Annotated in this window: 20 protein-coding genes, 1 tRNA gene and 1 pseudogene; 14 read left to right on the forward strand and 8 right to left on the reverse strand. The window is 36.7% G+C overall.

The window, feature by feature from the left end; genetic code table 11:
- The 11 genes and pseudogenes from AC1MPL_RS07235 (at nt 1) to AC1MPL_RS07285 (ending at nt 9,998) form a co-directional block, all read left to right on the forward strand.
- Nucleotides 1-759 (forward strand): C40 family peptidase, encoded by a 759-nt coding sequence (locus tag AC1MPL_RS07235; RefSeq protein ID WP_479765113.1) that lies wholly within the window; start codon nt 1-3, stop codon nt 757-759.
- Nucleotides 752-1,330, forward strand: coding sequence for a tail assembly protein (locus AC1MPL_RS07240; RefSeq protein ID WP_479765114.1), 579 nt, complete (start codon nt 752-754; stop codon nt 1,328-1,330). Before AC1MPL_RS07235 ends, AC1MPL_RS07240 begins: the two co-directional genes overlap by 8 nt.
- A 53-nt stretch (nt 1,331-1,383) precedes the next feature.
- Nucleotides 1,384-4,282 (forward strand): annotated as a pseudogene (locus tag AC1MPL_RS07245) (TipJ family phage tail tip protein); the annotation flags it as partial.
- A gap of 1,415 nt (nt 4,283-5,697) precedes the next feature.
- Entirely contained in the window at nt 5,698-6,090 is a 393-nt protein-coding gene (locus AC1MPL_RS07250; protein WP_479765115.1) for a hypothetical protein, read from the forward strand.
- On the forward strand, nt 6,091-6,984 hold the full coding sequence (locus AC1MPL_RS07255; RefSeq protein WP_479765116.1) for a hypothetical protein: 894 nt from the start codon (nt 6,091-6,093) through the stop codon (nt 6,982-6,984).
- 73 nt (nt 6,985-7,057) lie between these two features.
- On the forward strand, nt 7,058-7,345 hold the full coding sequence (locus AC1MPL_RS07260) for a phage holin family protein (protein WP_479765117.1): 288 nt from the start codon (nt 7,058-7,060) through the stop codon (nt 7,343-7,345).
- On the forward strand, nt 7,329-7,841 hold the full coding sequence (locus AC1MPL_RS07265) for a glycoside hydrolase family protein (RefSeq protein ID WP_479765118.1): 513 nt from the start codon (nt 7,329-7,331) through the stop codon (nt 7,839-7,841). Before AC1MPL_RS07260 ends, AC1MPL_RS07265 begins: the two co-directional genes overlap by 17 nt.
- Complete coding sequence (locus AC1MPL_RS07270) at nt 7,838-8,224, forward strand: hypothetical protein (protein ID WP_479765119.1); 387 nt, start codon at nt 7,838-7,840, stop codon at nt 8,222-8,224. The genes AC1MPL_RS07265 and AC1MPL_RS07270 overlap by 4 nt, the downstream gene beginning before the upstream one ends.
- 207 nt (nt 8,225-8,431) lie before the next feature.
- The gene (locus tag AC1MPL_RS07275; protein WP_479765120.1) at nt 8,432-8,950 is read left to right on the forward strand and encodes a PAAR domain-containing protein; all 519 of its coding nucleotides are present in this window, start codon (nt 8,432-8,434) and stop codon (nt 8,948-8,950) included.
- Nucleotides 8,950-9,702: a peptidoglycan recognition protein family protein gene (locus AC1MPL_RS07280; RefSeq protein WP_479765121.1), complete on the forward strand. Its 753-nt coding sequence runs from the start codon at nt 8,950-8,952 to the stop codon at nt 9,700-9,702. The genes AC1MPL_RS07275 and AC1MPL_RS07280 overlap by 1 nt, the downstream gene beginning before the upstream one ends.
- Before the next feature lie 5 nt (nt 9,703-9,707).
- Nucleotides 9,708-9,998 carry a hypothetical protein gene (locus AC1MPL_RS07285; protein WP_479765122.1) on the forward strand — a complete coding sequence of 97 codons (291 nt, stop codon included), beginning with the start codon at nt 9,708-9,710 and terminating at the stop codon, nt 9,996-9,998.
- A gap of 191 nt (nt 9,999-10,189) precedes the next feature.
- Here the strand turns inward: AC1MPL_RS07285 and AC1MPL_RS07290 are convergent, their stop codons facing one another.
- Nucleotides 10,190-10,573, reverse strand: coding sequence for a hypothetical protein (locus tag AC1MPL_RS07290; RefSeq protein WP_479765123.1), 384 nt, complete (start codon nt 10,571-10,573; stop codon nt 10,190-10,192).
- Between the two features lie 125 nt (nt 10,574-10,698).
- On the opposite strand from AC1MPL_RS07290, the gene AC1MPL_RS07295 reads away from it, so the two are divergent.
- Entirely contained in the window at nt 10,699-12,660 is a 1,962-nt protein-coding gene (locus AC1MPL_RS07295) for an ATP-binding protein (RefSeq protein WP_479765124.1), read from the forward strand.
- Between the two features lie 178 nt (nt 12,661-12,838).
- On the opposite strand, the gene AC1MPL_RS07300 is transcribed toward AC1MPL_RS07295, so the two are convergent.
- The gene (locus AC1MPL_RS07300) at nt 12,839-14,074 is read right to left on the reverse strand and encodes a tyrosine-type recombinase/integrase (protein WP_479765125.1); all 1,236 of its coding nucleotides are present in this window, start codon (nt 14,072-14,074) and stop codon (nt 12,839-12,841) included.
- A 163-nt stretch (nt 14,075-14,237) separates the two neighbouring features.
- Between AC1MPL_RS07300 and AC1MPL_RS07305 the strand changes: the two genes are divergently transcribed.
- Nucleotides 14,238-14,314 (forward strand) — tRNA-Ile (locus AC1MPL_RS07305).
- Between the two features lie 227 nt (nt 14,315-14,541).
- On the opposite strand, the gene AC1MPL_RS07310 is transcribed toward AC1MPL_RS07305, so the two are convergent.
- The 5 genes from AC1MPL_RS07310 to AC1MPL_RS07330 form a co-directional block, all read right to left on the reverse strand.
- Nucleotides 14,542-14,685 (reverse strand): hypothetical protein, encoded by a 144-nt coding sequence (locus tag AC1MPL_RS07310; RefSeq protein WP_479765126.1) that lies wholly within the window; start codon nt 14,683-14,685, stop codon nt 14,542-14,544.
- A gap of 665 nt (nt 14,686-15,350) precedes the next feature.
- Complete coding sequence (locus AC1MPL_RS07315; protein WP_479765127.1) at nt 15,351-18,221, reverse strand: type I restriction endonuclease subunit R; 2,871 nt, start codon at nt 18,219-18,221, stop codon at nt 15,351-15,353.
- A 22-nt stretch (nt 18,222-18,243) separates the two neighbouring features.
- A complete protein-coding gene (locus tag AC1MPL_RS07320; RefSeq protein WP_479765128.1) occupies nt 18,244-19,527 on the reverse strand; it encodes a GIY-YIG nuclease family protein in 1,284 nt (427 codons plus the stop codon).
- A 10-nt stretch (nt 19,528-19,537) separates the two neighbouring features.
- Nucleotides 19,538-20,725 carry a restriction endonuclease subunit S gene (locus AC1MPL_RS07325; RefSeq protein ID WP_479765129.1) on the reverse strand — a complete coding sequence of 396 codons (1,188 nt, stop codon included), beginning with the start codon at nt 20,723-20,725 and terminating at the stop codon, nt 19,538-19,540.
- Nucleotides 20,722-22,302 (reverse strand): type I restriction-modification system subunit M, encoded by a 1,581-nt coding sequence (locus AC1MPL_RS07330; RefSeq protein WP_479765130.1) that lies wholly within the window; start codon nt 22,300-22,302, stop codon nt 20,722-20,724. The genes AC1MPL_RS07325 and AC1MPL_RS07330 overlap by 4 nt, the downstream gene beginning before the upstream one ends.
- A gap of 529 nt (nt 22,303-22,831) precedes the next feature.
- On the opposite strand from AC1MPL_RS07330, the gene AC1MPL_RS07335 reads away from it, so the two are divergent.
- Nucleotides 22,832-23,997 (forward strand): IS3 family transposase gene (locus tag AC1MPL_RS07335; RefSeq protein WP_479764079.1). Its coding sequence is split into 2 segments (ribosomal slippage): nt 22,832-23,090 and nt 23,090-23,997, totalling 1,167 coding nucleotides; the frame shifts between segments, so codons are not numbered across the junction.
- Nucleotides 23,998-24,108: 111 nt separating this feature from the next.
- On the opposite strand, the gene AC1MPL_RS07340 is transcribed toward AC1MPL_RS07335, so the two are convergent.
- Nucleotides 24,109-24,933, reverse strand: coding sequence for an ABC transporter permease (locus AC1MPL_RS07340; protein ID WP_479765131.1), 825 nt, complete (start codon nt 24,931-24,933; stop codon nt 24,109-24,111).
- Nucleotides 24,934-24,961 lie beyond the last annotated feature (28 nt).

Genomic DNA, 24,961 nt, shown 5'->3' on the forward strand with positions numbered 1-24,961 from the left:
ATGAATATTTCTGAAAGTCTGAGACAGCAAATCATTGTTGCGAGTCGTGATGCTTATCCCGATGAAATGTGTGGTGTGGTGATTCAAGGTGAGTTTATTCGTTTAGAGAATATATCTAAACATCCACGTGAACATTTTGAAATGGATCCAAAAGGATTAGCTCGATTAGAAGATCAGGGTGAGATTGAGGCTTATGTACATAGTCATCCTGATGGTACAGCGGTGGCTTCAGCATTGGATAAGCATCAGATCGAACAGCACGGTAAGACTTGGTTGATCTGTGCCTATCCAGAAGTCGATATTCAAGCACATGCGCCATGTGGCTATCAAGCGCCTCTCGTTGGACGTTTGTATCACCACGGTTGGCAAGACTGTTATGCATTGATTCGTGATTTTTACAGTCGTGAGATGGGGATTGAGCTGCTTGACTTTGAACGTGATGATTGTTGGTGGGAAGCCAAAGACCATGCCTCACTATATCTAGATAACTATGCCAAGACAGGCTTTGTTGAGGTGAGTGAACCACAATATGGTGATGTGCTGCTGTGCAATGTAGGACGCACTGAACACCCAAATCACGCACTCATTTGGCTAGGTGATCAATGGCAGTTGAAAAGTGAAACAACCGAACCATGTCATGGCAATAGCTTGTTTTTACATCACCCATATAATCAAAGTTCAAAGCGTGAAATCTATGGTCCGAATTGGTTAGAGCGAACCGTAAAAGTGCTAAGGCATAAAGAGGTGATGCATGTATAAGACCATTCGCTTTCATGGCGTGTTACGTGAGAAGTTCGGTAAAGAATGGCGCTTGCAAGTCAATTCAGTACAAGAGGGTATGCGTTTACTTGCGGTGCAGATTCAAGGTCTTGAACAGTTCTTTTTAAATGCACATAAACAAGGATTACGTTTTGCAATCTTTATTGATAAGCGTAAAACCTTGGCTGAAGAAGAACTCGGTATGCAGAACAACGCTGAGTTGATTCGTATTGTACCCATTGTGGAAGGTGCAGGGGGTGCATTACAAACGGTACTTGGTGCGGTGATGATTGGTCTTGCAATATGGAACCCTGCATTTTTAGGCATGAGCTCACTGGCACAAACAGCACTGATTGGCGCAGGGGCAGGTATGGCGATTGGTGGTGTAACTTCAATGCTAATGCCAAAAGTGAATGCTTCAGACTCCAATGATGCGAATAAATCCAACTATGGCTTTGGCTCTGCTGTCACCACAGTCGCTCAAGGCAATCCAGTACCGATTCTATATGGCCAGCGCGAAGTGGGTGGCTTTGTGATTAGTGCAGGGCAATATCCTGAAGATATGCTGTAAATAAATACGAAATGATTGGGCGCATAGAGCGCCTTTTTTATTGGGAAAATTCAATGAAAGTACAAGGTGCTAAAGCTGGATCAGGCAGTACACGCCAAGCGGTGGTCGCCAATGATTCCGCACAATCAAAAACCTATATTAAATATTTGCTTGGTATATCTGAAGGTGAAATTGAGGGTTTGGCGAATGGTTTACAGTCGATCTTTTTATCAGATACACCTTTGCAAGACAGCAAGGGAAATGATAACTATAAGAATGTGACGGCTGACTTTAGACCAGGGACCAATGATCAAACCTATATTGAGGGATTTCCTGAAACTTCCAATGATATTGAAGCAGGGGTGGAGCTAAAAACTAACCCTTGGATTCGCTCAATTACCAATTTAGACATTGATGCAGTTCGTGTGCGTTTGCGTTGGGGCGCACTCAGAACGACCAATGCCAGTAATGGTGATGTGACTGGTGTCACCATTCAATATGCAATTGATATCTCTACAGATGGTGGTCCGTATGTTGAGATGCTTAATACACAGGTCAGTGATAAGACTTCATCAAACTATGAACGTGCCCATCGGATTAACTTACCGCAAGCAACAAGTGGTTGGAATGTACGTGTTAGACGAATTACGCCCCCCGGCAAATTCAGACTATGTGACCGACCAAATGTATGTCGCATCGTATGCAGAAGTGATTGATGCCAAGTTTCGTTATCCCAATACTGCATTGCTTGGTCTACAGTACGATGCACAAAACTTCTCAAGTGTGGTGCAAGTTTCAGCGGAAGTGAAAGGTTTAAAGATTCGGGTGCCAAGTAACTATGATCCTGTCAAACGAACGTATACAGGCATTTGGGACGGCTCATTTCAGCGCGTCTATTCAAACAATCCAGCATGGATTTACTTTGATTTATGTACTGCCAAACGTTATGGCCTTGGTGAGCGCATTACAGACAATATGCTTGATAAGGCGAGTTTATATCGTTTAGGGCAGTATTGTGATGAAATGGTCAGTGATGGCCAAGGTGGTCAAGAGCCACGCTTTACTTGCAATATCTATATTCAATCTGCCGAAGATGCTTATTCTATTTTAAGTAAATTGGCAGGGGTATTTCGAGCCATTAGCTACTGGGATGGTGATGCGATTATCTGTGATGCAGATATCCCACAAGATGTATTTTTTAACTATACCAATGCCAATGTGATTGACGGTAAGTTTGAATATTCAGGTACACGTGCACGAGATCGTCATACCGTAGCGAAAGTGGCATGGTCTAATCCGGACAATCGCTATAAAACAGAATATGAAGTGATTCGTGATGAAAATGCGATTGCCAAAAATGGGATTAACAGTGTTGATATTGAAGCATGGGGGTGTACCTCACGTGGTCAGGCTCAACGTGCAGGGCATTGGGCTTTAAAATCTGAACAGCTCGAAACTCAAACCGTCAATTTCAAAGTCGGTTTAGACGGTCATATCCCTGTACCGGGTAAAGTGATTGCAGTTGCAGACAATGACTATGCAGGGCGGTTTATTGGTGGACGAATTAAAGCCATTGCAGATGATTTAAAAACCATCACCCTAGATCGTGAAGTGACTGCAATTAATGGCGATAAGTTCTTAGTCAATAGTGAGCAAGGGCAAGCCACCACACGTTATATTGCCAATGTAAATGGTGCAGTCATTACCCTGACACAGCCTTTTGATCAAGGGTTGATAGCTGTACAAAATGTATGGAGTATTGACTCAAGTATCCTTGCAACACGTAAGTTTCGTGTGTTGACAGTTAAACAAGATGAAGAGCATCAGTTCTCCATTTCAGCCCTTGAATACAATGCAGATAAGTATGATGCCATTGATAATGGTGCGTATGTAGATACTACTGCACCTGTATCTATTGTGAACCCGAGTACACAAGCTGCGGTACAAAATGTTCAGGTTTCATCGTATGACCAAGTACAACAAGGCATTAATGTTGCCACCATGGTGATTGCTTGGGATAAAGCAGACTATGCAGTGAAGTATCTTGTTGAGTGGAAAAAAGATAATGGTTCTTGGATTAAGATGCCACTGACTGGTAATACTTCTGTTGAAGTTGCAGGAGTGTATGCGGGTAACTATATGGCACGGATTACTGCATATTCGGCATTTGATGCTGCATCATTGGCAACCACTTCGACTCTGACTGCAATTTCAGGCAAGCAAGGTAAACCACCAAAATTGGCATACCTTCAAGCCACAGGCACGATGTTTGGTATGAAAGTGCAGTGGGGCTTTCCAAGTGTGGGAGCACTCGACACGGCTTATACAGAAATCCAATATTCGAGTACATCCAATGGGGCAAATGTTCAGTCTTTAGGTTCGTATGCTTATCCAACCACAAGCATGCAACAGCAAGGATTATCAGGCAATTTAACCCTTTGGTATCGTGCACGTTTAATTGATCGGATTGGTAATACAGGCGATTGGTCAGATTGGGTAAGTGGTACATCCACCGCACAAACGGCTGATATTTTAGATGCGCTTTCAGGTCAAATTACTGATTCACAGCTTGATAAAGATTTGAAAGCCAAGATTGATAAAATTGATACGGTGGCAGGGTTAAATGGTGATGTGGGCAACATCATCAATAAAGTGAATGAGGTACAGCAAACGGCTGACAGTGCTTTATCCAAAGCACAGCAAGAAGCTCAAGATCGTGCCAATGACGTACAGAATTTACAAGATTCTCTTGATCAGGAAGGCAAGCAACGTGCTACTGCAATCAGCACTTTGAATGATGGTTTGACCGAGGAACAGACTGCACGTAAGAATGCTGATGAAAGTATTTTAAATACGGTGACGACCTATAAATCGAGTACAGATCAGAGTCTTGCATCTGCACAAACCTCCATTGATTTGGTCACAACAGCACAAACGGCAACGGCTAAAAAGTTAGATGGTGTGTATGCCAAAGTCACGCCAATTACGGCTGACTCAACCTCATTCACGGCAGATAGCACCAGTAATCAAGCATCTAGTTGGACAGTACAATCGGCTATTGCAGATGGGGATAATGCGCTAAGTCAGCGTATTGATGTAACGCAAGCCAGTGTTGCCGATAACAAAGCCTTAATCCAGTCTGAACAAACTGCACGTGCCAATGCAGATTCAGCACTTGCAACACGTATTGATACCGTGACAGCCAGTACGGCAAACAATGCATCGTTAATTCAACAGGAGGCAAAAGCACGAAGTGATGCAGATACGACACTGACACAGCAAATCAATACAGCACAAAGCACAGCAGACAATGCCAAGGCTTTAATCACGACTGAATCAACCACACGTGCCAATGCTGATACAGCACTTGGCCAACGCCTTGATACGATTTCTGCTAAAACAGATGGCAATGCTGCTTCAATTGTGCAAGAGCAAAATGCACGTGTGGATGCAGATACAGCCAATGCTAAAGCATTGAGTGATTATAAGTCACAAAATGATAAGGCGGTGGCAGGGGCGACGCTTTCAATCAATACACTGACCACACAGCAAAAAGCACAGTCTGAGAAATTAGATGGTGTATATGCCAAAGTCACGCCAATTACGGCAGATAGTACAACGCTTACAGCTGATAGCATGAGTAATCAGGCTTCATCGTGGAGTATTCAATCTGCTCAAGCGGATGCAGATAGTGCACTCGGTCAACGTATTGATGTGACTCAAGCAAGTGTGGCCAACAATGCTGCATTGATTCAATCAGAACAAACTGCACGTGCAAATGCGGATAGTGCTTTAAGTCAGCAAATCACCACACTACAGGCACAAGTGGGCACAGATTTACAGAAAAGTATTGCTGCAATTAAGCAAGAAGTGAGCACGGTAGCAAATAGTAATTCAGCAACGGCTCAGTCTGTAAATACTTTACAAACTACTGTTGGCAATAACACAGCATCGATTCAATCACAGCAAACGTCTATTGATGGTCTAACCGCAAGGGCAAGTCTAAAAATTGAATCGGGCAATGTGATTGGTGGTGTGAGTGTTGAAAATAATAGTAAAACTGTAGATGCGATTTGGCGCGCCAATAGTTTTGCAATTGCACCACCTGTAACCGCTGATGATCAAACACCAGCATATGCTTTTGTATATCGCTCTACATCCACGACATTGGCCAACGGTACAGTGATTCCAAAAGGCTTGTATTTGGATAGTGCTTATATCGACCAGATTGATGCCAGTAAAATTTATGTACAGAAGCTGAGTGCGCTTTCTGCGGACCTAGGTACATTTACGACATCTAATGATAAAGGCACGATGACGATTCAGGGTACAAGTATTGAAGTGAAAGATACGAATGGTGTTACACGTGTAAAAATGGGGATTTGGTAATGGATAAACTGGTTTGCAATATTGGTGGTGAGTTATTCTCACCACTTGAATTTGATTTAGCGATTTCTTATATCGCAACTAAAATCCAACTGCCCAATAAAAATCGTACTGGGGATAAAGCCTCATATGATTTTAGTATTGATCCAAATATTAAAAATCCTACGTTTTATTTGCAAGGTGATCCAGGATTTAGCATGGGATCGGGCAGTAGTGTCACAAACTTACGTTATTTACCAAGTGTAAACTTCTACATGGAAGATTTAGGCAATAGTAATTGGCGTGTGACTTTAGTTGCGAACTATCGTGAAAGCAATATGAGTACCGTTGATATTCCTGATCCGATCATGAGGAATAGTATGCAATTGCTTGTTGTTGGCTATCGAGGGGCATAAATGACGACCTATTTTCAAGTCAATGGTGCCAGTGGTGAGGTTGCCATTGATGATCAATTTGAGTGCCCTAAATTCTTAGGGAAATATCGTATTAATAATTTGACTCAAACAGGCACAGTGGTTGGTGATACCTTTGTTCGGCTTGATTATCAGAAATATCTAAAATACCGCAGTGTTTATAGCTTCTTAAAGTTTAAGGACTTCCGAAGCATTGGTATAGATATGGATACCACAGATGATACGGTTCGACAGTTTGCAGACAATATCCTTGCTTTCATCAAGCCCATCACATCAGGTGCGGTCTATCACGTAAATGTGAAGCCAAGATTCAAAATGGCAACCGGCTCCGATTTCAAACAAGCCGAACTTGGTGTGTATAAAAGTGATGATGGATATTATGAGATTCAAATCATTTTATATGCAAATATGCAGAATTTTGAAGCCTTGATTGCCTTATATACCACAGCACCATTGATTCCTGCGAAGAGTGGCATATTGGTTTTTAATGCACAAAGCAAACTCTTATTCGATGGCACTAAGGGTTACTTACAGCATGTAAAAACTCTATCAGGTGGAATTAAAGTAGGGAGTGGTGTAAGCATTGCTGGTTCTTATTCAGTGACGTTGCCAGCAAATTTAAATGCTGACTTTCTATTTATTAGCTGTAAAAGCCCATTGCCATATTATGGCGCATCACAAATTAATCGTGGTGGTGTCAGTGCTGATTTTACCTTTTACTATCCAACACTCACCGTCAGTTCAAATACGCTCAAGATTGATATTAAAGCTGAACATGTGGTGAGTTATTCAGACACCAATTCAAGCTTTAATCAGTTTTTTGAGACCTTGATCTATTGTCCTTTTCCTGAAGGGATAACCACCTTAACACCTTAAATAATCAACCTATCTAAGCACCTTTCGAGGTGCTTTTTTTATACCTAAAAATTAACAAAAACTAGAGGGAAAAATGGCGGATAAGCAACAGATTGTAGATACAGCAAACACAGTATTTACAAATAAAACCACAGTAACCGGAGGAATAACAACAACAGGTGCAAGTCTTGTTTCAGCGGTTACACAACTGGATATTGTGGCAAAGATCGGTATCTCAATCGCATTATTAAGTCTCTCTTTTACCGTTTTTAGCTTCCTGATGAACTGGTACTACAAATACAAAGAAGACCGAAGAGCCGAAGAATTACATCAACTTGAATTACTAAAAAAGAAGGCAGAACTCAATGAATACAAGAAATAAAGTCGCTGTTGCATTACTCACCGCATCAAGCGCCCTGTTCTATGGTGTACGAACAGATGAAGGGTTCACATCAAAACCTGTTCGTCCAACACAGGGTGATGTTCCGACTATTGGTCACGGCACCACGGTTTATCCGAATGGTAAAGCAGTCACGATGCATGACAAACCCATCTCAAGACAGACTGCCGACTACTACTTAAAAGACCATATCTCAAAAGTAGAGAAGCAATTCAAGCACTCCATTCCGCACGTGAAACTCGCTCAAAGTGAGTATGACGCTTACATTAATTTCGTGTACCAATTTGGCATCGGTACATTCAACCAGTCATCGATCAGAACAAATCTACTTCAAGGCAATTACATTCAAGCCTGTAAAGCACTTCTGAAATATAAATACGTGGCAGGGCGTGATTGTTCAATTCGATCCAACAACTGCTATGGCGTGTATGTACGTCAAAACAACCGTTATGAGAAATGCATGGAGGCAAACCAATGACCTATCTATTACTGGCTCTAAAGTACTGGCGAGAGTGCTTCATTGCATTACTCGCTTTTTTAATCCTGTGCTTACTTATGATTTTGAATCATAAAGATGAAGTGATCGAAAAACAGAAGCAAGAGCATATTGCTTATATACAGGAACAAAAACAAAAATATTTAGAAGCTGCTCAACAACAGCAAATTGAAATGAATAAGGTGAGTGCAGACTATGAAAAACTTAAAGCTGAGCAAACAACGAAAGTTGAATATGTCACAAGGACAATCAATAAATACATTGATCGCCCTGTCTATCGTAATGTGTGTATCGATGACGATGGTCGGGTGCAGCTCAATGATCTCATCAAATCAAGTCAAACCACCAGTACAGATACCAAGTAACTTATTACAGCCTTGCCCTAATCTTCAAACATTAGATGAAAATACAGGCAAGGCATGGATTCTTTGGTCGGTGGATACGGTTAATAAATATAATGAGTGTAAAGATAAGCATATAGCATTAGCAAGAGCAGTCAGTTTGCATAGCTAATGATTATTTAATTGTGATATATTTATATTATATATATATTTATGTGACATATTACACATATGAAAGGTTTTGCAATACATAATGCTCCCACAGATCATGGAGGGGTGATTCCATCAACACTCTCAACTGTATTTCAAGAGGGGAAACCCTTTGTAAGAGCTGGAGATGGACACTATTGTCCAAAGTGTAAATGTTGGTCTACCGTTGTTAAAAGCCATGATCATATGATCATGTTTGGCCAGCCTGTTGCTTATGAAGGTGATAAATTAACTTGTGGTGCAAAGATATTACCTCAACAAACTCATGTTGCTGGTGATAGTGGAAATAGCTCTCAAAACAATACCCAAGCTATTCAAAAACATACAGCACAATTTAAATGTGCGGATAAACATACCAATGAACCCATAAAGAATAAAAACTATGTTCTAACGCTTGAAAGTGGGCAAAAAATTTATGGTAAAACAGATGAAAATGGACTGACTGAAGTTATCAATGCTCAACCGGATGAAAAAGTAAGTATTAATTTTTTGTTTACCTCTCCAAAAGGTGATGTTGTCAAACATGAGGATATTCACTAATGAATATGGATCGTTTTACAACCTCTATTAGAGCATCAGCAGGTAAGTGTATCCCTACTGAGGTTCAGGTTGATGATCGTGCGGCTACGAGATCGGCGGTTCTCAATTTCATCAAGAAACAGCAAGTGCGCGTAGTTGAAGGCTCTGAGTGGGGAGCAAAACCACCTGAAAAAGTGAAAAAAGAATGGATGTATAAATCCATCGCACTTCACCATGCAGGCAATAGCTTTGCTTGTAATTCAGATGCTCAAGAACTACTTAAAAAAATTGAAGAAATTGATCGTGATAAATTTAAACAATTAACTTATCACTATGCGATTGCTTGTGATGGCACAGTATATGAGCTATTGGATATTCGTTGGAAAGGCTCACATATAGACAATGGTAATACTAAAGTGATTGGCATTGTAATGTTAGAGGATTTAAGCCATCGTGGAGAAGCATATGAGCAGGAATATAAAAGTAAAAGTTTTATACAAAAAGTTAAAAACTTAAAGAGCTTGGTTTTTGATCAGTTTGATACTAGTTATGAGACCGTAAGCCAACCACAAGAAAAGGCTTTAATTGCATTATTATCAGCATTAACAAAGTATTTTGCGATTGATATTCTAGGTGGGCATCGAGAATTTCAAGTCCTAGCAAATAAAGAAGGGCGAGCTTGTCCTGGTACAGAAGGGATGAAGTTAGTCAAAAATATGAGAAAGACTTTTGGCTTTGTTGCACCCTCTAAATCTAATTACCCTCATAAGTGATATGAATGAAAAAGTTTAAATATGTTATTTTAACTGTACTTTTACTTTCCCCATTATTCTATTTTTTTGTTGGTAATGAAATTATTGGCAGAGAAGAAGGTTATGAATATAGTTTTTTTATAAAAAAACACCCAACAAGTTTATTTATTTTTCGAAATTGGGTGAAGTGTGGCGAGTGTGATTTTTTTGAATACGATCTTTTAGATGAAGATAGTAAAATTGATTTCAGAAACTTATGCTATTACCGCTATGACTTAACAGATATTAAACAATGTGAAAATCTATTTAGATATTAGTTTGGCATGATTTTAGATCTAAAAATTATTTTAGTTAAAAAACATTTTTAGCAACATCTATTAAAAATATGCCTAAAAGCTCTCAAACGTATTCGATCAATGTGTCGCAGAATATCGAAAAGTGGCAGAAAGAGCTGATGGGCACGAAGCTGATGTGGAGAGAAAACCCTGACTAAAGGCTTCAACTGATACTATTTTAATTTAAATTTTGGAGGATTGGGGTGTGATAAAGAGTTATCTGTTTCTAAAATTCCAAGATCAAGTAGAATCGCGCATAAAAATGCTGGTGTATTATTATTTTTGGAAAAACTATTATTCTCTTTAGAGATTAACTTTTTAGCGGAAAGAAAAGCAGAGCTTTTTGTAACAGCTTTTTTTAATAGATCCCCTGCTATTGGAGATTTTTCAAACTTTCCATTACCTGAGTTACTTAGAATAGTCAGTTCAATTAGCTCTCTACCTAAAAAATTACACTTGTAGGTCAAAGTAGCTGCATTATTACTTATTGTTCTACAAACAAATGAGTTATGAGAAGTAATAACCGATGAAGATACTTCAAAATATTTATTGTGCATCCAAAAGCCTTTTGTTAAAAGTGAGATAGTTTAATTAATGCTATGAGGTTAATTGCTAATAAATCTTAGTCAATTAAGAAAATATAATATATGCTACCTGTGGTACTTTAATTCATTTACATATTATGGAATTCATACACTCACGTCAATTGACTATTCAGGATGATTTAATTAGTAAACTAGGGAAAACTAGTCTAGTAGAGGCGGTTGTAGAACTAATTTGGAATTCGTTAGATGCGGATGCACTTAATGTATACCTTTCTGTAAAAGAAAATGTTATTGGAGTTATAGATACAGTTTCTATAGTGGACGATGGAACAGGTATTAGTTTTTTTGATGCGAAGGAAGTTTTCAAAAACCTTGGTGGGTCAAAAAAGAAAAATAAGTTAAAAACAGACCTATATTCAAGATTTTTACATGGGAAAGAAGGAAAAGGTCGATTAAAAGCCCTCTCGATTGGTGCATTAGTTACTTGGAATATTATATTTGAAGATAATGAAACTAATAAGAAATTTAGTTATTCTATTCAAATGGATTTAAATAGACCATCTGAGGTCAAATTCAGTGAGCCCAAAGAAGTTAGTAATACAAATACAGGAGTACGTGTTGAAATTGTAAATATTCCGAAAAGTCTAAAAAAAATTAGTAAGCAGGGAATATATAAATTAAATGAAATTTTTTCTTTTTATCTACATGAGTATGAGGGAATCTGTATAAATATAAATGGTAAAAAATTAGATCCTAAAGAGAGTATTCTTAGCACTAAAGAGTTTCCATTAGATTGTATTGAAGTGGATGGTAAGAAATATAGCACTATGTTGGAGGTGACTGAATGGAATAAGAAAATAAAGAATAATGGTTATCTATGCTGTAATCATGGTTTTCCTTATAGTTTAGTAGAGCTAAAGTCATATCCCAATAGGAACTATACGGCTTATATAAAAAGTGAAGCAATCTTAAATTTATTAAATACTCAGCAGATTGAATTTTCTAATATGAATTCATCAGTAATGAGTAATTTATCTTTAGCAGAGCAAAAAATTAAAGCGTATTTTAGGGAGCTTGAAAATTTCGAGAATCAAAATTTAGTTGCAAAGTGGAAAAAAGATGATATATACCCATATAGTACAGAAAATCCAAATAATGTTGTTGAGGCTGTTGAACGCCAAATATTTAATATTCTAGCTTCAAGTGTATCTTATCATATTGATAATTTTAATAAAACTAGCTATAAAAATAAAAAATTTCAATTCAAGCTTCTCAAACAGGCATTAGAAAGCTGTCCTGATAATTTAAGAATTATTATGGAAGAGGTTCTAACCCTAACTTCAGAAGAAAGACAGGATTTTGTTGACCTTTTAAAAAATACTACATTATCTTCAATTATAAATGCTTCGAAGGTGGTAGCAGATCGATTAAATTTTATCAACGGCTTAGAAAATATTATTAATGATAAGAGTGGTAAGAAACATTTAAAAGAGCGTTCCCAGCTACATAGATTATTAGTAAATAATTGTTGGATATTTGGTGATGAGTTCTTTATCTCTGTAGATGATCAATCTCTTACAGAATGTTTAAAGCAGCACAAAAAAGTTCTATCAGAAGATGTTGATATTTTAGAATCTGTAGAACATCCTACAAAAAACCAGGGCATAGTTGATTTAATGCTCTCTAAAGCGACAAGACAGAACAAACCAAATTCTGCACATCATCTGATTATTGAATTGAAAAGACCTAGTGTAAAAATAGGCAGAAAAGAAATAGAGCAAATTTTAGATTATTCAGATGCAATAATGAGTGATGCTAGATTTAGTAAAACTAAGGCTAAGTGGACTTTCATTGCTATCAGCTTAGAAAGGGATGTGAGTCTAGCTACAAGATATACTGATATTGAAAATGGTATCTTAAATAAAAAAGATAATTATGAAATTTTAGTGAAAACTTGGGCTGAAATTTTTGATGAATGCAAAGCTAGATTGCAATTCTTTCAAGAAAGGCTTAACTATAAAGCAAAAGCTGTCTCAAGTTTCGAATATATAAATAAGCACTTTCCGGAATATATTGAAGGAATAAACTATCCTAGCTGAAACTATGAAAAATTTATCCTGTTTGTTTCCAACACTTCGTATTTATTAAATTAAAGCTAAGGCAAAGAATATTTTACTTGAAGAATTGGTCTCTATAATTAAGGGTATCTATAGGAAATATAAAAATCTCACTTTTGGAGTAGGGTTTTTATATTTACTTGAAATAGTTTTAAAATTATTAATCTAGATACTGTCTCTTACTAAGTATTAACCCTTCAATTTCATTCATAGCTTCACGTAGCTTCTTATCGCTGACCTGTACATATCCAGCAGTCACATCACGCTCATCTTCTTCGCGATGATTAAGTAACTTCTTAATGGTATATTTTCCGTAGTCTAAGCTTTCAGCAATAGATCCGAACGTTCTACGCAGATCATGGAAAGTGAACTGAATACCACAAGACTTATTGATTTTTGCACGTACTTTAGAAATATTTGTAATGTGACCAGAGACGGATTTAGCAGAAGGGAACACCCATTTACTATCTACAATATGTCTTTTTCTTTTCCGCATTAATTCCCAAAGAAAATCTCCCATAGGCAAAGTATGTGGTTCTCCATTTTTAGGATCAACAGAAGTAATAAAACCATATTTTAAATCTACATCTGCCCAAGCTATAGACTCACACTCATTTCTACGAAATCCTGTCAAAATCAATGTAAGTAAAAAATCTTTATTCGTTTCTAAGACTTGACCACGATCTTTGTATGCTAAAACTGCATTAACCCAATCAGGTAGTTTATCTTCATTGATATAAGTTTTACGTCTTTTAATCTTATTCCATGCACGTTTAGCATTTAGAGTATTTACTGGATTGATTAAGGGTAGAATGGGTTCTTCTTTATCATCAAGGTAATGTTCAACAGAAAAGTTATAAATAGCTCTAAAGACGCGCATAGCCATATTAGCCTGAGCCTTAGAGTTTGTAGATAACTCTTGGTGACGTTGTTGAATCATAGTTCTAGTAATAGAGGCAAGTTTTAAATCTTTCCAATCGGCAAGGTATTTGTTTAAAACTATTTCATAATCAGAAAGCGTACGATCCTTTAAAGCCCTTTCATTTATATAAGCTTCAAAAGCAATTTGTAGGGTAGGCTGTTGCCTAACTAAATTATCTTGATTTTCTATGTCAGCTCTTTGTTGTCTTTTTTGCTCGTTGGGATTAATACCTTTAGACATTTGCACTAAAACTTCTTGTGCAAGTACACGAGCTTGAGCAAGAGTAATTTGGCCATGTATACCCAAAGTAGACCGAGTAGACTTTCCATTTACCTTTTTTTCTACAATATAAGTTTTATAAGATGTATTTACTCGAAGGGCAAAACCGATAAGTTCACTATCTCTATAAATGGCTGGTTCTAATGTGAGACTATCAATAAAAGACTTGGTTAACTTTACTCTTGATGTGCTCATGTTGTAGAATTCCCATGTTTTGCAATATATTACAACATATAGCAATATATTTTATAGTCTACTATGCGTCTACTTGATAAAAAAAGCTTGCAAAGCGTATTAAGTTTGGATAGTATACCTTTCATAGCGAAATCTTGTAAATACAAGTAGTTGAAACGCTTAAGGGCCTATAGCTCAGTTGGTTAGAGCAGCGGACTCATAATCCGTTGGTCCCGTGTTCGAGTCACGGTGGGCCCACCAATTATTAAACCTCGTAACTGATTGAGTTATGAGGTTTTTTAGTCTCTAGATATCCAGTTTTTATGCTTTATTCTGTAAGTTGCCGATTTATTTTGCACTCTTTTACATTTCATTTTGCACCATTTTTTTACAGTTATTTTGCACTAAACCTTAAATTCTAACGATTTTTATGCTTAATCTATTTAGTGCAAAATAAAGTATCAATATCTCCCTCTATATAGTTAATCTTATGGGCGGGCATAAATGGTATGTTTACCATTTAACATACCTGTCGGAAAGTCTGAATCCTTAGTGGTTTTACTTACTTCTTTATCGTAAAAGGCTACTGAATAAACCAACGTTTCATTATTTGGTGTATTCACTGTTCTCATTTCAAAAGGTATACCTAACCTATCTGTAGCACAAAATATTTTACAGTTGTATTTATAGAGCCTAAGCTATTCAGTTTGATACAAATTTTTGCCACATTTACATTTGGCACTGCACTCAGTCTTACCCAAGTAACTTAACCTTCATTAACTGGTTAAAAGTTATTTGCGATCGTATGGTCAACTTACAGATTTCATTTAAATGTGTAGACACAGACTTTCATTTATCAATCAGTATTTTGATTGTTGATCTTAAAGGTTATGATGTTTTATACTCGTTCATACCTTGTTAGGGCAGTAGTTTCCAAATAGAAAGGTTACAGGCGAAAGCTATGTATTATGACGTGCAAGTCATCCGCTATCTATCATCTATTTCTTTATACTGTTTTGCTTTGATTCCATCAATTAATGCTTTAGGCTCTACCTTAAGAATACTTACAATCTCTATGACATCATTTTGTGAACGAACCGAAAGTTTCATAACGCTATTTTCAGTATGTTTCTCAATCACAGGTGTAATAAGTAAAACATTTCATGCTTTAATCTCACAATATTTGTTACACCTTTTTGATCAGTAAAAGAAATTACTAGTACTTTTCTAATATTGGTGCATTACTTTAACTACATTGTTATGCCCTTTTACCCACAATGGGGGCAAGGGCGATGTATTATAGTCCTTTATAGAACTTTTCAATGAATGATTTTGTCTTACTGACTAAATTGGTTAATACAGACTGCCGTTCTTTTAGCTTTGGTGGTTTAGTTGGTAATTTTGAGATGTCATTACGCTCAGGCATTCTTTTTGTATACTCGTACTGTTCGAGTACTTTCTTAAATTCATCGGCTTTTAGGTTTTCTTCTTTACAAATGTGTTGGTAGGCTTGCTCTTTTTCTATATCCCAGAAAGACTTAAAGGCATCTTCGACCTTTTGCCCTGTAATGAGTTTAGGGATGTTTTGATCGATAAACTTTTTAATTAAGTCTTGTTTGTCATGTAGACTCACTTCACCTTCAATAAGGTCATTGACCTCAGCTTGATATTGCTGTCTTTTCTCTACATTTGGGTTATCAACTGCAAGTTGTAGTAAGTTGATGATGTATCCCACGTTAATGCGGTCACTGTGTAATAGTTCAAGTTGAAAATCAACTTCATCTAAAACAGATACTTTCTCTTTGCTTGATGTTTTACGGACTTGATGACACAAATCTTTGTACTTTGATGCAAAATCAGCAAAGCTTTGTTTGTCTAAGGTTGTATTGTCTTGATTGTATTCGACAAAGGTTTCTAATTGAGCATTAGTACGCATGACTTCACGAAAGGCTTTAATGAACTCTAGTTGATCGTCTTCTGTCAGTAAATCATCTACGTCTTGGCAGTTGGGTGTTAAGTCATATAGCTTTTGAACCGAAGTTTCATAGTTGTGCTGAATCTCTGCAAATTCAGGGACTAAAACCACTTGAGGTGTTTCTTTGTTAGAGAAAATTTTAAGTGCTTCGTCTGTGGCTTGTTTTAGGTTTCTGAAACAAATGATATTGCCAAAGGGTTTGTTGCTGTTAAACACGCGGTTAGTACGTGAAAAAGCCTGTATGAGTCCATGATGCTTTAAGTTTTTGTCTACATACAAAGTATTAAGCCGTTTTGAGTCAAAGCCTGTAAGGAACATGTTCACTACCAGTAATATGTCAACTTCACAATTTTTGACACGTTTAGCAATATCTCTATAGTAATCGTAGAACTGATCACCTGAGTTGTAATTGGTTTTAAACTGTTGGTTATATTGGGCAATGTAATGGTCGAGCTTATCTCGTTTAGATGGATTGACTGTACTTGGAATGTCAGTATTTTCTTCATCTAGTAAACCATTTGCATCATCGTTGACAGCTTCGTTGGCTGCGTATGAGAAAATGGTGGCAATGGTGAGAGGTTTAAACAAACGCCCATGTTCAGCATCTTGTTGTTGCTTTTGAGTTTGTAAGCGTTCAAAGATGTCGTAGTATTCTATGAGGGTGTCTACTGAACTGACACAGAACATGGCTGTAAATTCACGTTTTTTGGTTTTTGTATCGTGGGTATCTAAAATATACTGTGCAATTTGTTCTAAGCGTTTTGGGTCTTCCAATAACTCTTGTGTATCTATGCCTTCAACCTGATCTATAGATTGATGTGATGAATGAGTTTTTAAACTGTATTTTCCACGGTAGTCAATTTGAAAGGGGAGTACATTTTTATCTCGAATGGCATCTACAATGACGTATTGGTGTAATAGTTCATCAAACAGATGACTTGTGGTGAGTTTTAATCCTGCTATTGTTTTTGCATTGTCATCTAAAATGGGTGTACCTGTAAAACCAAACATTTGGGCTTTTTGAAAGAACTTTTTAATTTTTAGGTGAGTTTCACCAAATTGGCTACGGTGGCATTCATCAAAAATGAATACAACTTTTTTGTCGCGTAAATGTTCAATCTCTTGGCTGTATTTGTCTTTTCCAATGGCATTGTTGAGCTTTTGAATGGTAGTCACAATTAGCTTGTCATGCGGTAAGTTTATTTGTTCGATGAGTTTCTTTGTGTTTTTAATTTGATCAACACAGTCAGGCTGAAACGCATTAAACTCTTTGGCTGTTTGTGTATCTAAGTCATTGCGGTCTACCACAAACAGTACTTTTTCAACCTCAGGTATGTTCATAATAATTTGACTGGCTTTAAATGAGGTTAGTGTCTTACCTGATCCTGTCGTATGCCAAATGTAGCCGTTTTTGTTACTGTATTTAACTTGTTGCGTAATTTGTTGTACAGCATAAATTTGATAAGGGCGTAGTGCCATTAATACTTGGGCATCTTTAAGCAAGACCATGTATTCATTAAGCATCTTTGTTAAAAAATCAGGTGTTAAGAAACTGCTTGTAAATGCTGAAATGTCATTAATCTGTTTATTTTTGCTGTCTGTCCAAGGAAAGGCAAAGGCATCGTTGGTTGTACCATGTGCAAAGTAACGTGTATTTACGCCGTTACTCATAATGAAAAGTTGTACAAAATTAAATAATCCATAGCCTGTATGGTACGTTTCTCGTTTGTAGCGTTGTATTTGGTTAAAGGCTTCAGCCATTTCCATACCACGTTTTTTGAGTTCAATTTGAACTAGTGGTAAACCATTCACCAATAAAGTAACGTCAAAACGGTAGGTTCGTTTATTGTCATACTTAGGGTCAATGGTCACTTGGTTGGTAACTTGAAATCTATTTTTATGGGGTTCTTTAAATAGTAGGTCGATATGGCGACTTGTGCCATCATCTAGTTTGATCGGAAGTTTGTTGCGCAGTTTAGTTGCACGCTCGAAAACATTGCCTTGACTAATTTGGTTAAAGACTTGTTTCCACTCGGTATCAGACAAAGTTGGAATACCATTAGCTCGTTCTAACTGTAGTTTTAGATTGCTCATCAGTTGGGCTTCGTTATGAATGCTGACACGTTCGTAATGAAGTTGATTGAGTTGTTCTAATAGTTGATTTTCGAGTTGGTATTCGCTTTGTGTAGTCATGTTTGTTATCTATATTCTCAGATTAAAAGTCAGCAAGTTTTTTTACAATGTTTGTAATGTATTCAAGGTCATTATTACTTGTTGCCGTGTAAAAGGGATGTTTTTGTGCTGTATTGTATTCTAAAAGCCCCGATTCATCTTTTAAGATACCTTCTCGTTGTTGAAGATTAATATGAATTTTTGATGGGAATACATACATGGTCACGACATTGAAATCATTCTTTTTAAAAGCAATGTATTTCTTTTTAATGACTATATCTAAACCAACATTTAAATTTAGAAATGCGTCTTTAAACTGATGGTAAAGGTTTTGTATTTGTGAAGTTTTAGTTTCAAGATGAAGGATTTCTTCATACTCGCCATTGACCTGATCTTCTTGCCATTCACCAAAAGTTAAGTCTGTGCCGACCTGTTTCCACTCTTTACGTCCATTACAAGACCGACCTAAAATAACAGAACCTGCTGCTGATGGGCTATTAAATAAGTAGTCTTTGGTGAAAGTAAATGCAGATGAATCAATAGTTTCATTATCTAGCAAACTTGGTCTAAGCGTTTGCATATAGCTATTTTCTGATTGACTGATATCTTGCCTAACTTGTGAGCCTTTGAGTACATAAAACTCACCATCTATAACCTTAGCTCTTGCTTCAACTCCTCTTACACTAAGGTAAAATTCAGCAGGTTGCTCTACTAAGCTCTCTACTTCAGAAGGGTAGCTATTTTCATGTACTTGAGGTGTAGGTGGGGTGATGGTTGATGTTTTAAGTTCGCTTGGTCGTTTTTGTTCTTTCAAAAACTCATAACCTAAAACAGGCAAAATGACTTGTATTTGCTCTAAAAAATACTCCATATCTGCAATATCTGATTCAGGTAGTCTATTGTAGATGTGTGCTGTACCATTTTTAAGCTGACATTGACCATTTGAAAGGGCAATATCTATTAAACGACTTTCTAAGTATTTGATATGGGCTTTAGTAATATTTTGATCTTTGCCTGTGACCACACACACTTTATTCCAAAAGTCTTTACCACCACTTTCTTCTGTTCGATTGTGCTGTGCTAAACGCTGAGCAATGTTGTCAGACTCACCAATATAGACCAGAGAGAGGGTAGAATTACTTTCATCAGAGCCGACTAGAAAGTAAATACCTGTACTTTGTTGGCATTCTTCTCGTTGTATCAGATCTTTTAATTTACTGCGTGGTGCAGAAAGAATATGACCTGTCCAATTTATAATTTCTGCGGTGAGAATGCCGTTTGGTGTACCATCGACCAAGAACAGTTTAACGCTTTTACCATGTGCCATTTTCTAAATCCTAGACAAACATTTGTTGTAGCAAGCCTTTTTTCCATTGTTTGGCTTGTTCGAGTTGTTGGGTAGTGAGGTCTATTTTTTGGTCGATAGCTGATAAGAAGTTAGCGATTTTGGTTTGTTCGGGGAGGGTTGGAATTTGAAATTTAACTTTTCTCAATTCATTTAATGATAATACTAGTTGAGATGTACCAACTGCATATTTAATATACTCACATTTATAAAAATTTAGTATTTCTATAAAAAAACGATTATCTCCATTTCTCATTGTGAAGACAGGGTAATATGTGCTAATAATGCCAATAGTGTTTAAAACATTTAAGTTGAAAAAAAATAGGCCATCATCACTACGTGAGCGATAGGTAATTTCATTAGGTTTAATAACATTAAATCCAATATTTTTGCGATCTATTAATCTACTCCCTTCAAAATAATCTTTTTGTTTTACTAAACCCTTTCTCGATGAAGTAAATACCTCATACTCATCTTGATATTTAGACTTATCCTTTGATTCTTCTATAAAATTTCTTAGACTTACTATTTTCCACTCCCCAAACTCACTCCCATCATCTGCTTTAAAGCGAATCTGTTGGCTAAATAGCTTCTGCATCATGCCTTTTTTGTATTGGCTGAGCAGTTCTTGCTTTTGGCTCAGTTGGTTAATTTTTTCATCTACTGCGGTGAGAAAGGTAGCGATTTTGTTTTGTTCTGGAAGAGTAGGGAAGCTAAAAGTAAAGTTATTTAACGTGCCTGTTGTTATTTGATTAATTCGTGCACCAAGATTCATTTGTACCTGTTCAAAGAACCAAGTTGTTTGTAATAAATATGCAATATATTTATTATAATTACTCCTATAAACCGACATAAATGCCCCAAAAGTCATTTTTTCTTTGTCACTAATTATTACACTTTTACCGATAAGTCTCTGACTACCATTTCTAGTACAAATTAAAATATCATTTGGCTTAATAATTAATTTATTTTTTAAGGTCATTTTTACCCGTACAGAATCAGTTTTATCTAAACGTCCATTTTTAATGTTTGATGAACGTAAAACTAATATTCCCGTTCCATCTAATACAATATCTGTAGGTGAATAAGTTAAACCTATTATATTTTCACCAACATCACCTAACTTCTTACTCTCCCAATCCCCACTAAACTCCTTAAATCTTAATTTAGGCGTACTCATGACTTCACCTCCGCAAATGGTGAATCAACCCCTAATTCTGCACAAAATGCATTAATGCTTTGGTCGGTTGCTTGGCTTTGTTGCTCTAATTCTTGTAGTTGCTTGGCAATGTCTGCTAAATCAATCTCTGCCTCTGCCTCAAAGGTATCTACATAACGAGGAATATTTAAATTAAAGTTGTTGTCTTGAATTTCTTGCAATGTTGCCACGTGTGCAAACTTGTCTACATTTTTACGTGTACTGTAGCCACCAACAATTTTTGCAATATGCTCAGGGTTTAAGTAGTTCTGTGTTTTTTGTTTTTCAAACTCATTGCTGGCATCAATAAATAAAATATTATCATCGTTGATTCGGTTTTTCTTTAACACGAGTACGCAGGTTGGAATGCTTGTACCATAAAAGATGTTTGAAGGAAGACCAATCACGGCATCAATCACATTCATTTTTTCAATGAGGTGCTGACGAATCGTACCTTCACTTGAGCCTCGGAACAATACACCATGTGGAAGAACCACTGCCATTGTGCCATCTTCATCGAGTTGATACAGCATATGCTGAACAAAAGCCATATCTGCTTTGGTTTTTGGGGCAAGTTTACCGTAAGGTGAAAAACGATCATCTTGTAAAAACAAAGGATCGGCCGACCAATGGGCAGAGAAGGGAGGATTTGCGACAACAGCTTCAAACTTTTGGTTTAAATGCTGTGGTCGTGTCAGGGTATTGTCTTGCTTAATATCAAATTTAGAAAAATGCACATCATGAAGAATCATGTTCATACGTGCCAAGTTATATGTTGTACGATTCATCTCTTGACCGTAAATCATATCGACATCTTTCACTTCACGTTTTACACGCAAAAGTAAAGAACCTGAACCACATGTTGGGTCGTATACTGAACGCAGTTGTGTTTTACCATCGGTAACAATTTTAGCAAGTAAGGTTGAAACGGCTTGCGGTGTATAAAATTCACCTGCTTTTTTACCTGCACCACTGGCAAACTCACCAATTAAGTACTCGTAAGCATCACCTAAAACATCAGATTCGGTATTACTTAAATCGAAATCAATTTTATCTAAATGAGAGAGAACTTTAGTGACTAAAGTATTTCGATCTGTCGCATTACTTCCTAGTTTTGTTGAGTTGAGATCTAAATCTTCAAACAAATTTGCGAAGTCATTTTCTGAATCTGTACCTGCGGTACTCTGTTCAATGGCTTTAAATGTATTGGTTAAATCATCAAGAATAAAGCCATCTGCCTGACGACCACGTTCAGCAAGTGTATGAAACAGTTGTTTCGGTGCAAGTGCAAAACCAACATCTTCAATGGCATTGTCTTGAATGGCTTCAATAAACTCTAAATGCTCAGCGTTATTTTCATCAAGTTGGTAATACTGCTCATTAATGCCTTCTTCTTGCAGTAGAGCATTGGCAAAGTTAACGGTTTTTTCAGAAAGGTACTTATAAAAAATGAATCCTAAAATGTAGTCTCGAAACTCATCTGCACCCATCGTGCCACGAAGATCATTGGCAATATTCCAAAGATGCTTTTTAAGTTCTTGTAGTTGGGCTTGAGACATAGGTAACGCTTCTCTAATCATTCTAAATTTGGTCTATTGTACAAAAAAATTAAAGGTCTGTAGTTGTTTTAGTGGTCGAAAACGACAGCTTTTGTCGCTCTTAGAAAGAAAGTTATTATTTCTATGAAAAAATAACCAAGGTATTTAAATTATGACGAAGTGTTATCTCAAACTTGACCATATGTTTGGTGGTTTAGAATGTATTTATTATTCAAAAATACAAGAAATGTGAAATATAAATGATTAGAAAAAAGTATGTTCAATCTTACAAGTTATTCTTTAAGTGCAAGGTATTAAATAATCATAATTATATATGGCTTAATAGTAGAGTATGGTTTTTTCACCTAAGAAGTATAAGGCTAAATATGACTTTTATAGAGCTATGTAATAAAACTATTTTGACCTAGAATCCCATTTTATCTGTTTTATTTAAATTGGTATTTAAAGACAGATTTGCATAAATTGATGTCTGCTGAAAAAACAGGAGGGTTTAACTTGGTAAACTATACATACTCATCAGGAGTTTACCATGAGCAAGAAACACAAGACGTATACGGCAGAATTTAAAGCTGAAGCGATCAAAGCAATAGAAGCCAATCAAGGCAATGTATCCCAAACAGCTAGAGAACTCGGCATTTCCATGCAAACCCTTTCGAACTGGAATACAAAGGCAAAGGCAGGGACTTTAGCCGGTACAAAACAGTATTCACCTGATCTAAATGCTTTACTCGAAGAAAATAAAAAACTTAAACAGCAGCTTAAAACAGCCGAAATGGAACGTGAATTTCTAAAAAAGGCAGCAGCGTACTTTGCCAAAGAAAGTCAGTAAGGTACGCCTATATGAAATCGCAAAGACACTTATTTCCTATTATTTTGATGGCTCGCTTACTTCACGTATCAGTTTCATGCTTTTATGATTGGCTAAAACAAGGTGTGAGTAAACAATCAATTCAGCGAAATCAACAAGCAATTTTGGTCAAAATAGCACATGAGGAAACGAAACAGAGCTATGGCTATATTCGTTTAACCAAGCATTTACAGGCTCAGGGCGTAAAAATTAGTGCCTATGCCGTTCGTCAGATAAAAAAGTTAAATCAGCTGTATTGTAAGCGCCACAAGCGTTTCAAAAGAACAACGAACAGTGACCATAACCGAGCGATCTATCCAAATTTGCTTGAACAACAATTCTCAATGATTAAACCAAATCAAGCGTGGTCGAGTGATATTACGTATATATGGACAACTGAAGGCTGGTTGTACTTAGCAGCTGTAAAAGACCTTTACACGAAACAAGTGGTTGGCTACAGCTTAAATGAGCGTATGACAGCCAAGCTTGTTTGTGATGCATTGAATATGGCTATTCGCAATCAAAAACCAACTAAGGACCTCATTGTGCATTCAGACAGAGGCAGCCAATATTGCGGTCATGAATATCGAAACTTACTTGAAAAATGTGGCTTTCAGGGTTCAATGAGCAAGCGTGGCGATTGTTACGATAATGCACCGATTGAAAGCTTCTGGGGCATACTCAAAAACGAATTGGTGCATCATCATAGCTATAAAACGAGGGAAGAAGCCAAAGCGGAGATTACAAAATACATAGAGTTATTTTATAATCAACGAAGAATTCAAAAAGGTTTGGATTTTAAGACACCAAATCAAATGGCAGAGGACTTTTGCAAGTTGGCTGCCTAAAATCTCCCAAGTGAAAGTCTCCTGATAATTCAGCACACATCAAATTCCTGCATCAGAGCAAAGCGTCATCTGAAGCAGGGAATTTAAAATATGGTATAAAACTCTTGAAACTTACTGTTTTTCTGTATATTTATTTTGAATAATTTCTGCAATAAATGTAAATATAAGACATAAGGCTATAAGAATAATAGAAAGCATACCTACCACAGGAAAATCTGTTCCACCATCAGATATTTTGCTGTATAGCGTGAGGGGTAATATATTTAGCTGTGTGCCTGAAAGAGCAAGAGCAGTACCATAGGCACCGAGTGCAACAGAACACATGACACATAATGATGTTACCATTGCAGGTAAAATTTGTGGAAATAAAATAAAACGATAGCTCTGTAATTTCGAAGCTCCAAAACTTTGAGAAACTTTAATTTGTTGCCAGTCAAAACTTTGAAAGACTGGGAGTAGTATAAACACTGCTCGTGGAATGAGGTAATAACAATATGCCATACCTAAACCAACGGGCGTAAATATAAGGTTACCAAAAGATGCTTCAGGGATGCCGACTAAACCTAGTGTTTTGGTGATAAACCCTGCGCGACCAAACGCTAAAATAAAACCATATGCCACAATTAGACCACTAAATACGAGTGGTAGAGAAATCATAATACTTAGAATTTGTCGAACTCGGTCGGTACAGTGACTGAGATAAAAAGCAATAAATAATGAGATGACTAATGAAACAAAAGAAGCTGATATTGATAGTATAAGACTGCCAGAGATGCTATTAAGTAAGTAGCTATCTGAAATCATTCTATTAAATGTTTCGACAGGTGCATGTAATGGTTCATAAAAAATGAACACCATTGGTAACATAAAGAAAAGTAAATACCCAAGGCATGCAGGTAAAGTTATAAGCCACTTTTTCCATGTTGTTTGTTTCACAATGGCGCTCCTAAAATGATAATGTGAT

The organism is Acinetobacter sp. N1-1 (assembly GCF_056711485.1).

What these genes read in the sequence shown, in the direction of transcription:
- AC1MPL_RS07235 (WP_479765113.1), top strand. Translation starts at nt 1, where the DNA reads ATGAATATTTCTGAAAGTCTGAGACAGCAAATCATTGTTGCGAGTCGT.
- AC1MPL_RS07240 (WP_479765114.1), top strand. Translation starts at nt 752, where the DNA reads ATGTATAAGACCATTCGCTTTCATGGCGTGTTACGTGAGAAGTTCGGT.
- AC1MPL_RS07250 (WP_479765115.1), top strand. Translation starts at nt 5,698, where the DNA reads ATGGATAAACTGGTTTGCAATATTGGTGGTGAGTTATTCTCACCACTT.
- AC1MPL_RS07255 (WP_479765116.1), top strand. Translation starts at nt 6,091, where the DNA reads ATGACGACCTATTTTCAAGTCAATGGTGCCAGTGGTGAGGTTGCCATT.
- AC1MPL_RS07260 (WP_479765117.1), top strand. Translation starts at nt 7,058, where the DNA reads ATGGCGGATAAGCAACAGATTGTAGATACAGCAAACACAGTATTTACA.
- AC1MPL_RS07265 (WP_479765118.1), top strand. Translation starts at nt 7,329, where the DNA reads ATGAATACAAGAAATAAAGTCGCTGTTGCATTACTCACCGCATCAAGC.
- AC1MPL_RS07270 (WP_479765119.1), top strand. Translation starts at nt 7,838, where the DNA reads ATGACCTATCTATTACTGGCTCTAAAGTACTGGCGAGAGTGCTTCATT.
- AC1MPL_RS07275 (WP_479765120.1), top strand. Translation starts at nt 8,432, where the DNA reads ATGAAAGGTTTTGCAATACATAATGCTCCCACAGATCATGGAGGGGTG.
- AC1MPL_RS07280 (WP_479765121.1), top strand. Translation starts at nt 8,950, where the DNA reads ATGAATATGGATCGTTTTACAACCTCTATTAGAGCATCAGCAGGTAAG.
- AC1MPL_RS07285 (WP_479765122.1), top strand. Translation starts at nt 9,708, where the DNA reads ATGAAAAAGTTTAAATATGTTATTTTAACTGTACTTTTACTTTCCCCA.
- AC1MPL_RS07290 (WP_479765123.1), bottom strand. Translation starts at nt 10,573, where the DNA reads ATGCACAATAAATATTTTGAAGTATCTTCATCGGTTATTACTTCTCAT.
- AC1MPL_RS07295 (WP_479765124.1), top strand. Translation starts at nt 10,699, where the DNA reads ATGGAATTCATACACTCACGTCAATTGACTATTCAGGATGATTTAATT.
- AC1MPL_RS07300 (WP_479765125.1), bottom strand. Translation starts at nt 14,074, where the DNA reads ATGAGCACATCAAGAGTAAAGTTAACCAAGTCTTTTATTGATAGTCTC.
- AC1MPL_RS07310 (WP_479765126.1), bottom strand. Translation starts at nt 14,685, where the DNA reads ATGAGAACAGTGAATACACCAAATAATGAAACGTTGGTTTATTCAGTA.
- AC1MPL_RS07315 (WP_479765127.1), bottom strand. Translation starts at nt 18,221, where the DNA reads ATGACTACACAAAGCGAATACCAACTCGAAAATCAACTATTAGAACAA.
- AC1MPL_RS07320 (WP_479765128.1), bottom strand. Translation starts at nt 19,527, where the DNA reads ATGGCACATGGTAAAAGCGTTAAACTGTTCTTGGTCGATGGTACACCA.
- AC1MPL_RS07325 (WP_479765129.1), bottom strand. Translation starts at nt 20,725, where the DNA reads ATGAGTACGCCTAAATTAAGATTTAAGGAGTTTAGTGGGGATTGGGAG.
- AC1MPL_RS07330 (WP_479765130.1), bottom strand. Translation starts at nt 22,302, where the DNA reads ATGTCTCAAGCCCAACTACAAGAACTTAAAAAGCATCTTTGGAATATT.